Origin of the sequence: Agrobacterium sp. DE0009 (genome assembly GCF_007680755.1) — a bacterium.
Taxonomy (GTDB): Bacteria; Pseudomonadota; Alphaproteobacteria; order Rhizobiales; family Rhizobiaceae; genus Agrobacterium; species Agrobacterium tumefaciens_B.
This window is the reverse complement of the sequence record NZ_VEIU01000006.1, coordinates 236565-245260: the sequence shown is the minus strand read 5'-3', so window position 1 is coordinate 245260 and position 8696 is coordinate 236565. Positions and strand designations below refer to the sequence as shown.

The following is an 8696-nucleotide window of genomic DNA, read 5'->3' as shown; positions in this document are numbered from 1 at the left end:
AAGGACCTGACCCGCATCAGCCCCGACAACTGGGTCCACGACCAGGCGCTGCTCGACCGGCCGGGCAACAAGGATATCCAGCTCGATCTGTTCTACGACTACCGCACCAACCTGCCGCTCTATCCGCAGTTCCAGGCCTTCTTCCGCGACCGCAAGCCGCCGACGCTGATCGTCTGGGGCAAAAATGACCAGATCTTCCCGGAAGAAGGCGCGCATCCGTATCTGCGCGATCTTCCTGAAGCTGAGCTCCATCTCATCGACACGGGACATTTTGCGCTTGAAGACAAACTGGATGAGATGGCGCCGTTGATCCGGAGCTTCCTCGACCGCAATATCGCGAAGTGAAACACCGCTTGCTTCCCGCAACTGCCAAAGTGGTTGCGGGAAGCATCACCTGTCAGTAGCCTTCGATGTCGCAGTGGCGGCGTCACGTTGTTTCATCAACGCCCGGAAAGGGGGGTGTCTGTGAACGCAGGCGGTTGCGCCGAGCGACCGCGACGCGGATATTCGCTTCAGCGCACAGACGGAGCTTTGCGGAGAGGAGAAACTGAGCCATCCACTGCAGCCGTTCCCATCCAGCAGATGCTTTTCTGACTGCTTCCGCTTTTCCTGACGAGGCCGGGCCGCCGATATGAAGACATGCTATCCAATGATACTCACAGCCCGGATTGCGGAGGATGACCTTGTTCCATTCGACCTGCTTCGCCAGAAACATTTTCCGCCAGAGAGGAATTTTCTGCGGGCGCATCTGACGATGTTTCACCGGCTGCCGGGCGAACATGTCGAGAGGATCGTAGAAAGCCTTCAGTCCGTTGCGAAGAAGACGCGCGCAATTTCCGCCCGCATTAGCGGCATCTGTCATCTAGGGGCCGGTGTTGCTTTCGCGATTGACAGTCCTGACCTGAACGCGATTCGCAATGCCCTGCGCGCTGATTTTGTTCATTGGTTGGGGTCGCAGGACATGCGGACCTGGCGGCCGCATATTACGGTTCAAAACAAAGCCCCCGTTGCCCAAGCAAACAGGCTCCATCGTGAACTTACGGACAGTTTTTGTCCGCACGACATCAAGATCGTGGGGCTCGATCTTTGGCGGTATCTCGGCGGCCCTTGGGCAAGCCAAGCTACCGTGCCGCTCGTAGAGTAGCTCACTTGGATCGAACCGAGAAATATTTGGCTGGCAAGATTTCCAGATTTGCTGTGCGTTCCGTTACGAACACGAGCCACAAAGAAAATCCTGCCGCGGAACCGCTTGCGTGGGAGAAAATTCGGCTAAGAGATTGTCCGCCTCGATAAAGGCGAAGAGGGCCTCTCGATCAATCTGACAACGCAAACGCTGATCAGGTAAGCTTCACGACTTTCGCGTCAACATCTGACGCCGATGGGCACATTGGCTTTTCGCCGCCGGGCGGCAGACGCATCTCCCAATCCTCTGCCTCTAAGCCTTGAGTTGCCATGTAGATCGATTCCACGTTTGATCTGTTCCACGACCAGATCAACCAGTAACCGCAACTGCGCCGCATTGGTCGCCAAGCTTCAACACCTTAGGTTCGCTGCGACATCAGTTTCCCGACCTCCGTCATGTGCTGCGTTCCCCAGGCACAAAGTGGCTTCAGCGCCTCGGCGAGCGTCTCGCCGAACGGCGTAAGTGAGTATTCCACTTTCGGGGGGATTTCCTTGAAGTCGTGCCGATCGACCATCCCGTCGGCCTCTAGTTCTTTCAGTTGCTGGATGAGCATCTTGTCGCTGACGTTACCGACAGCGCGCCTGAGGTCGCCGTAACGTCGAGCTTCGTGAGCGAGGTGAAACAGGATCAACGGCTTCCATTTTCCGCCAATGACAGCGAGTGAGGCGTCGAGCCCGCAGACGAAATTGGACGTAACCATCACGAAACTCCTTACTTACCAAAAGGTGCATACTGGCAATAATGAAAGCGGATGTCTATCTTGTTTTCATACGACATTCTGAAAGGTAACTTTGATGGGCAGACTTCAAGGCAATATTGCCGTCATCACAGGCGGAAACAGTGGGATCGGTCTGGCGACAGCGAAGCGGTTCGTTGCGGAGGGCGCCGAAGTATTCATCACCGGCCGCCGTCAAGAGGAACTCGACAGGGCGGTTGAAGCTATTGGCGGTGGAGTGACGGCGGTACAAGGGGACGTGTCGCGGCTGGACGATCTCGACCGGTTGTTCGAAACGGTGCGGGAGAAGAGCGGGCGAATTGACATCCTCTTCGCGAATGCAGGTTTAGGCACATTCGCCCCGCTCGGTGCGATCGACGAGGCGTCTTTCGATCAGACATTCAACGTCAACGTCAAAGGTACGTTGTTCACCGTGCAGAAAGCACTTCCGCTTATGCAGAGGGGCGGATCGATCATCTTAACCGGATCGACAACCGGCTCCATGGGAACTGCAGCGTTCAGCGTCTATAGCGCCACAAAGGCAGCAATCCGCAACTTTGCCCGCAGCTGGGCCTTAGATCTTAAGGGGTCGGGTATCCGGGTCAATGTGCTATCGCCCGGCGCCACGGAGACACCTGGTCTGAAGGGTCTGGTAACACCTGCAGAGGAGTCTGCGCTGCTTCAAGGTCTAGCTGCACAGATTCCGCTCGGCAGGGTCGCAAATCCCGAAGAGATTGCGGCTGTCGCCCTCTTTCTTGCTTCAGAAGATAGCAGCTTTATGACAGGCAGCGAAGTCTTTGCTGACGGTGGCGCAGCGCAGGTTTAGGATCTGGAAGCCCCCAAGCGTGATTGCCTGGGGGCCCTCCGGGGAAAGAATCGGATAGCTAAAATCCCGTCGTTTGAAATTGCATTGGCCGCAAGCGGCGGAAGCAGTTGAGGGCACGTAAACTTCGCACTTTTGATTGCTAGCCGTATCGGACCCTCAGCGGTGATTTGTCAGCCGCCGTGTTCCCGAAGCAAATGTCGAGGGACCGCAGATCTCTCATCAGCTTGCACCCGATTCAGGAAGGAACACCCACCTCGTGCAGCCGTGCTTGAGCTGATTGCTCTACCCCGGGGCGTGTAAGCGCGGACACATCAATGCTGTATTAGGGCCAGTCCTTACCTTCTTATTATGAGACCCGTCCAATGAGCTGCAAACGCCAGCATGTCGGCTGCCTCCTCAATCACCTTGGTGGTCGGCTTGCCCATGCCGTGGCCCGCCCCGGTGTCGACCCGCAGTAGCCGTGGGCGCGGCCCGAGATCAAGGGCCTGCAGCGCGGCGATGTATTTGAAGCTATGGGCCGGCACCACGCGATTATCCGCTTCACCCGTCGTTACCAGGATCGCCGGATAGTGCCTGCCCGGCTTGACGTTGTGATACGGCGAGTACGACACCAGATTGCGGAAGTCCTCCTCGCGGGCAGGATTGCCGTATTCGCCGAGCCATAACGCGCCGCCGGTGAACTTGTCGAAGCGCAGCATATCCATGACGCCGACGCTTGGCAGAGCCGCCCCAAACAGGTCCGGACGCTGGTTGACGACCGCACCGACCATCAGGCCGCCGGCGGAATCGCCGTAGATCGCAATCCCATTTGGCGGCGCAATCTTGCTCGCGTGCAGATATTCGGCTGCGGCGATCATATCATCAAAGCCGTTTTGTTTCTTCAGGCCGCGTCCTGCCTCGTGCCACGTCGTGCCGTATTCGCCGCCGCCACGTATGTTGGCGAAAGCGACCGCGCCGCCCTGCAATATCCATGGCGTCAGCATCGCGGAATAAGCCGGTGGCATCATGAGCCCAAATGCGCCGTACCCGGTCAGAAGGGTCGGGACTGGGCCGACCGTGTCCTTCCGGCGCGCGATGAACATCGGCACGCGCGTGCCATCCTTTGAACGGAAGAAGCGCTGTTCGACAGTGACCGACGCCAGATCCGCGCCGATCGCAGGCTCTACCCAGGCAACCAGCTGTCCGGTCTCAACGTCGTATTTGTAGACCGTCTCTGCCTGGTTGAAGCTGCCATAGAGGATGAAGGCTTCTCGATTGCCCGGTTCGCCAGAAACAGCGTGCACGCTACCCATGCCGGGCAGTTTCACAACACCGTCGGAACTTCCATCGAGCCGGAGCCGACGCATCTCGAATTTTACATCGATGAAGTAGATCGCCAAGATCCGATCGCCAGCGATGTATGCGCCGGTCAAGTGCGCGTCCTGCTCAGGCACGACGTCGATGAAGACGGGCTCCGAACCGGCGAGATCCACGCTGACGATCTTCGATCTCTCTGGTCCCTTGGTGGCCTTCAGCAGAAGTCTTGTCCCGACATTGCCGATGACAGACCACCGATCAGGCGAATTTTCAATCAGAGTTCGAGGTGATTGATCCCTCTGCTCCAGGTCGACCACCGAGACATCTGCATGGACCAGGTCGTCGGTCGAATAGATGATCATGTAACGGCCGTCGGGGGTGAGCCCAGCGGAATTTACCCTTGCGGGTTTCGACGGCGTTGCGAAGAACAGCGTATCGTCCGCCTGGGGCGTACCGATCCGATGGAAGTAGATCGCATGGTTGATAAGGCCGGTGGTGTCCGAAACTTCGAGCTTTGGCTCCGGGTATCGCGAGTAATAAAATCCCGATCCGTCATTTGCCCATGCGATCTGCGTCATGCGAGCCCATTGCACAACGTCGCTCGTCTCCTTGCCGGTCGCCACATCGAGGACGCGGATGGTGCGCCAGTCGCTGCCACCGTCCTGAACGGCATAAGCTACGCGTTTCCCGTCCCGCGATGCTCTCCATTCTGCGAACGTGACGGTGCCATCCGGCGACCATGTCGCGGGATCAAGCAGAATGCGCTCTTGGCCGGCATCATCACGCATGACCAGCAGGGGCTGGTTCTGCCCCCCGGCTCTCCGCGTAAAGAAATAGCGGCCCCCGCTCCTCTGTGGGATGCCGACGCGTTCATAGTCAAAGGTCGAGACGAGCGAACGGCGGAACACGTCGCGTGCAGGAAGGTGGGAAAGATGCTGCGTCGTGAAGCGCCGCTGCGTGTCGATCCAGGAAGCGACCTCCGTGTCGATGCGCGGCTCGCCCTCGAGCCACCGATAAGGATCAGGCACCGACACACCGAACTGCGTCTCGACGACCGTATCGCGCTTTGTCTGGGGATAAACGATCAGTTTGGCATCAGGATGCGGCGAAGGAACGCTCGCCTTGTCTTCTGCCGCCGAACCAGTTCTCTGCGTGCCCGCCATAACAGCGAGCGCGCAGATTGCTTTGCCGAAGCGTCGCCGGGAGATCAACGGCACCATTGTGGCCGCTCCCCGCGTTGGCGCGCCCGCTCTGCTTCACGGTTGCAGCGCATCCTGCGGACGGTCTCCACATTGTTGCGCGCAGCTTCGGCGTTGTTGCGCTGCTGCTCGGAAGCATTGAGTAAAGCATCGTCGCGGCGGCGCTGCTGTTCAATCATACATCTTGTGTATTCCCTGCCGTGAACCGCGCCGAAACTTTCGCAGGTTCTACTATCCTCCCGGTGCGCTTCGCGTCCCCAATCGATAGCGGATGCGGTGTCCGTGATCCCAGCGCTCAGAAGCGTGGCGAGTGCGATCAAGATAGCTCTATGCCGACTGGTAGGGCTGTGTCTTATCATGTCCTTGGTCTCCTTTCAGCGCCGTCATTGGCGACGGCGCTAGAAAAACAGGGCAAGATTGCGAGAACATGGGACCGGGAAATAAAATGCTTGCTGGAAAGCTTCCCACCGTACGATCCTGCAGCGATCAGCCGCACTGGCGGCCGAGCGTGGCTGTCGCGCGCTAAATGATCCAATTCCGAGACCTCTAAATCCAGGATCGTTGGGGTGGGCAGGAGGAATTAGACGCGCCAGAGAAGCTCATGTCAGCGCAAAGACATGCAAATCTGCCAGTGTTAAAGTGTCCGCAACCGGCTGAGGACTCTAGTCCTTGCCGCTTCGCCAGTAGTGGTCGATGATATGCTGGCCATTGTTGACGATCCGTTGCCCCAGCTCCGGATCACCGCCTTGCATCGTACGCGGATCGCCGCCGCAGAGGCGGATGAAGGCAACTTGCTGAACCGTGAACAGGAAATAGTCTTTGCTGGTTGGCTCGAACTGAAGACCCGACTGTTCGAGTCTTTCCGAAACTTCGGCCGCCGCCTCATCGATTGCTTTAAAAACGGTCTCCAGCATCGTTTGCTCTGCAGCTTCTCGGATTTCGAGAAACTCCCGTTGCTCGGGCGTTGGCAAGGTGCACGTCTTCTCGTCCATAGGTTCTCCATAACGTCTGGTATGCAGCGTTGAAAATGTGTCACTGCAAGCCGAATTCGGCGCGCATAATGGTTCCGCCGCCGGGCGCGCTCAGGATCGAAACTCTGCCATCGTGTCGCTCAATGATTTGCTGCACAAGGTTCAGGCCGAGGCCGCTGCCCGTAGACCGTGGTCTCAGGCGGTGGAATGGTTCGAAGACGCGATCGCGCTCCTCAGGGGGTATGCCCGGACCGTCGTCCTGAACCTCGAAGCCGGAACCTGTCACGCGCAAAATGACATGGTGCCCGCCGTGCTCAATCGCGTTCTGGACAAGGTTCGTCATTACCCGCTCGATCGCACCCGCGTCACCACGAAGCACTGACGCGCCTTCGATCTGCACCTCTATCGTGCGCACCGAGGCAATCAATAGCGGTGCCAGATCCGCGGCGACGCGACGGGCGAGAGCTCCTAGATCAACGCGTTCGTCGGCCCGTTCGGCATCCAAGCGCTGTATGTCAAGCATTTGCTCGGCAAGATTGCTCAGGCGTGCCACATCGGCGCTTAGCTTGCGCGTCGCTGGCTCGCTCGCCGTATCCATTTTCAAGCGCAGGATGGCGATGGGCGTGCGCAATTCGTGCGCGGCGGAGGCGATGAAACGCCGCTGCCGTTCATAGCCCTCGTCAAGCCGTCGAAGGGCGTCATTCACCGCGCGCACCAATGGCGCGATCTCACTCGGCACGTGCTCCTCGCTCAGGCGTCGCCCACGCCGGTTTGCATCGATCTGCTCAGCTTCCCTGGCGATCCTGGATACGCCGGCAAGTGCTTGCCGCACGATCCAAGGCGTCACGAACAGCGAGATCAGCGCGAGTGCGAGGAAGATGGGAATGACAATGACATTCGACGCGAGCAGAACGACGAGACTGACGCCTGTCAGCTTGCCATGGCCAAGGATCGTCAGCGTTCCGGCCGGAGCGATCTCGCGCCGTATGACCGCCGACAATCGATAGGGGGGATTGCGATCGCGCAGATGCGCATAGGACAGATCCTTCAATTGGCCCAGAAGCGATGAATATTGCGATGGTATGTCGCCGAACGTCACGTTCCCGCCGATATCGTCCTCGGCAACGAACCAGAGGTCGGGAGATTTATCACGAAGCTCGGCGAGCTCGGCTGTTTCGCGGATCGAGAGCCCACCACCCTGATCCCGGACGATTGCGCGCGCGATCACCGGGGTGATCGCCTCGTCGGTATAGAGCCCGCCGCTGTCCATGCGAAGCGCCAGAGCCATGAAGAATGTGCAAGCGATGAGCAGTGTCGCAAGCTGGAAGATCAGCGGCTTGACGATCAGGGGGCGCTTTAGCGACGGCTGACCTTGCTTCATGTCAGATCCTTCAACAGGTAGCCGACACCCTTGATCGCATGGATTTCGATCCCAGCTTTCGCTTCAGCGAGCTTGCGGCGGAGACGCGAGATGTGGGAGTCCAGCGTATTCGACTGCACCTCGTCGTCGAAACCGAAAACCGCCTGTTCCAAGGCCTCTCTCAATACCGTTCTACCACGACGTTTTACGAGCGATGCTAAAACGCACAACTCCCGGCGGGTAAGATCCAGCCTCACACCCCCGACGCTGGCCTCATCATTCGTGACGTCGAAAACAAGCGCTCCGACATGGATTTCCTCGCTCGCAAGATCTGCGGGACGCCTTCGAACTGCGCGGATGCGGGCAAACATCTCGTCGACCTCGAACGGCTTGATAAGATAATCATCAGCGCCGTTGTCGAGGCCGGCAATGCGGTCTGTCACCTCGCCGCGTGCGCTTAACACGATCACCGGAAGGCCGGGGTGGGTTTCCCGCAGTACTGGCAGGAGCGATAACCCATCCCCATCCGGGAGAGTACGATCAAGCAAGACAAGATCATAGGATCCGGACATGCCTGCCTCCTGCGCCATCGAGATGCAGTCCGCCTGATCGACAACGAAGCGCTCTCGCTCAAGCGCAACCCGCAAGGCATTTGCGAATTCTGTTTCGTCTTCGACAATTAATACTCTCAACGATCACACCTCGCATCGCCATCGGTGCCGGATTGGATCCTGCCAATTTCTGACATAAACCGTTTGCCCTACCTTGTTCTTATTGGCGCAACATTGCAAAATCCTGGCGTGACGCAATTGATGATCGTGAACGACATCTTTGCACAGATTCCTCGGTGTTTTAGGCTTACGCCGTTAAGCAGTCCGCCGAGTTAGTTTCTCCTTAGAAGCGTCAATCCTGTGACGCGGTCCCCTGCGAGGATCCCTCTTTCTTAGGTAAGTAAGCCCCGGACCATGAGCGCCACGCCTGACAATTCAGCAAACAGCTTCGGCGATATCAGTGGCCGTGATTTGGATGCTCTGGCAAATACACGTGTCCAAACTCACGGTCGCGTTGCAGACAGGTTCTTGTCCTGCAGCCACGTTCGCATTGCCTGGACAAGTTCCCGCTTGCGCTCCAGCGGCAGCCAATGTG

At 58.3% G+C, this 8696-nt stretch carries 10 protein-coding genes; 3 read left to right on the top strand and 7 right to left on the bottom strand.

Features of this window, described 5'->3' with window-relative positions; translation table 11 throughout:
• Positions 1-345, top strand: a 345-nt coding sequence (locus tag FS804_RS20000) for an alpha/beta fold hydrolase (protein WP_144578629.1), incomplete at its 5' end; no start/stop codon positions are given.
• A gap of 82 nt (positions 346-427) precedes the next feature.
• Here the strand turns inward: FS804_RS20000 and FS804_RS25220 are convergent.
• On the bottom strand, positions 428-781 hold the full coding sequence (locus tag FS804_RS25220; protein ID WP_246665911.1) for a hypothetical protein: 354 nt from the start codon (positions 779-781) through the stop codon (positions 428-430).
• Here FS804_RS25220 and FS804_RS19995 point away from each other — a divergent pair.
• A complete protein-coding gene (locus FS804_RS19995) occupies positions 755-1144 on the top strand; it encodes a 2'-5' RNA ligase family protein (RefSeq protein ID WP_246665909.1) in 390 nt (129 codons plus the stop codon). The two genes, FS804_RS25220 and FS804_RS19995, sit on opposite strands and share 27 nt — an antisense overlap.
• 397 nt (positions 1145-1541) lie before the next feature.
• On the opposite strand, the gene FS804_RS19990 is transcribed toward FS804_RS19995, so the two are convergent.
• Positions 1542-1883 carry a helix-turn-helix domain-containing protein gene (locus FS804_RS19990; protein ID WP_144578627.1) on the bottom strand — a complete coding sequence of 114 codons (342 nt, stop codon included), beginning with the start codon at positions 1881-1883 and terminating at the stop codon, positions 1542-1544.
• Positions 1884-1974: 91 nt separating this feature from the next.
• Here FS804_RS19990 and FS804_RS19985 point away from each other — a divergent pair, with 91 nt between their 5' ends.
• The gene (locus FS804_RS19985; protein WP_210244452.1) at positions 1975-2724 is read left to right on the top strand and encodes an SDR family NAD(P)-dependent oxidoreductase; all 750 of its coding nucleotides are present in this window, start codon (positions 1975-1977) and stop codon (positions 2722-2724) included.
• 335 nt (positions 2725-3059) lie between these two features.
• On the opposite strand, the gene FS804_RS19980 is transcribed toward FS804_RS19985, so the two are convergent.
• The 5 genes from FS804_RS19980 to FS804_RS19960 all read right to left on the bottom strand — a co-directional run bounded on the left by FS804_RS19980 (position 3060) and on the right by FS804_RS19960 (position 8242).
• On the bottom strand, positions 3060-5240 hold the full coding sequence (locus tag FS804_RS19980) for a prolyl oligopeptidase family protein (RefSeq protein ID WP_144578625.1): 2181 nt from the start codon (positions 5238-5240) through the stop codon (positions 3060-3062).
• Entirely contained in the window at positions 5228-5539 is a 312-nt protein-coding gene (locus FS804_RS19975) for a hypothetical protein (protein ID WP_144578624.1), read from the bottom strand. The genes FS804_RS19980 and FS804_RS19975 overlap by 13 nt, the downstream gene beginning before the upstream one ends.
• A gap of 342 nt (positions 5540-5881) precedes the next feature.
• Positions 5882-6211 (bottom strand): hypothetical protein, encoded by a 330-nt coding sequence (locus FS804_RS19970; RefSeq protein WP_144578623.1) that lies wholly within the window; start codon positions 6209-6211, stop codon positions 5882-5884.
• A 40-nt stretch (positions 6212-6251) separates the two neighbouring features.
• Positions 6252-7571, bottom strand: a complete 1320-nt coding sequence (locus tag FS804_RS19965; RefSeq protein WP_144578622.1) for a HAMP domain-containing sensor histidine kinase — start codon at positions 7569-7571, stop codon at positions 6252-6254.
• On the bottom strand, positions 7568-8242 hold the full coding sequence (locus tag FS804_RS19960) for a response regulator transcription factor (protein WP_144578621.1): 675 nt from the start codon (positions 8240-8242) through the stop codon (positions 7568-7570). Before FS804_RS19960 ends, FS804_RS19965 begins: the two co-directional genes overlap by 4 nt.
• Between the last annotated feature and the right edge of the window lie 454 nt (positions 8243-8696).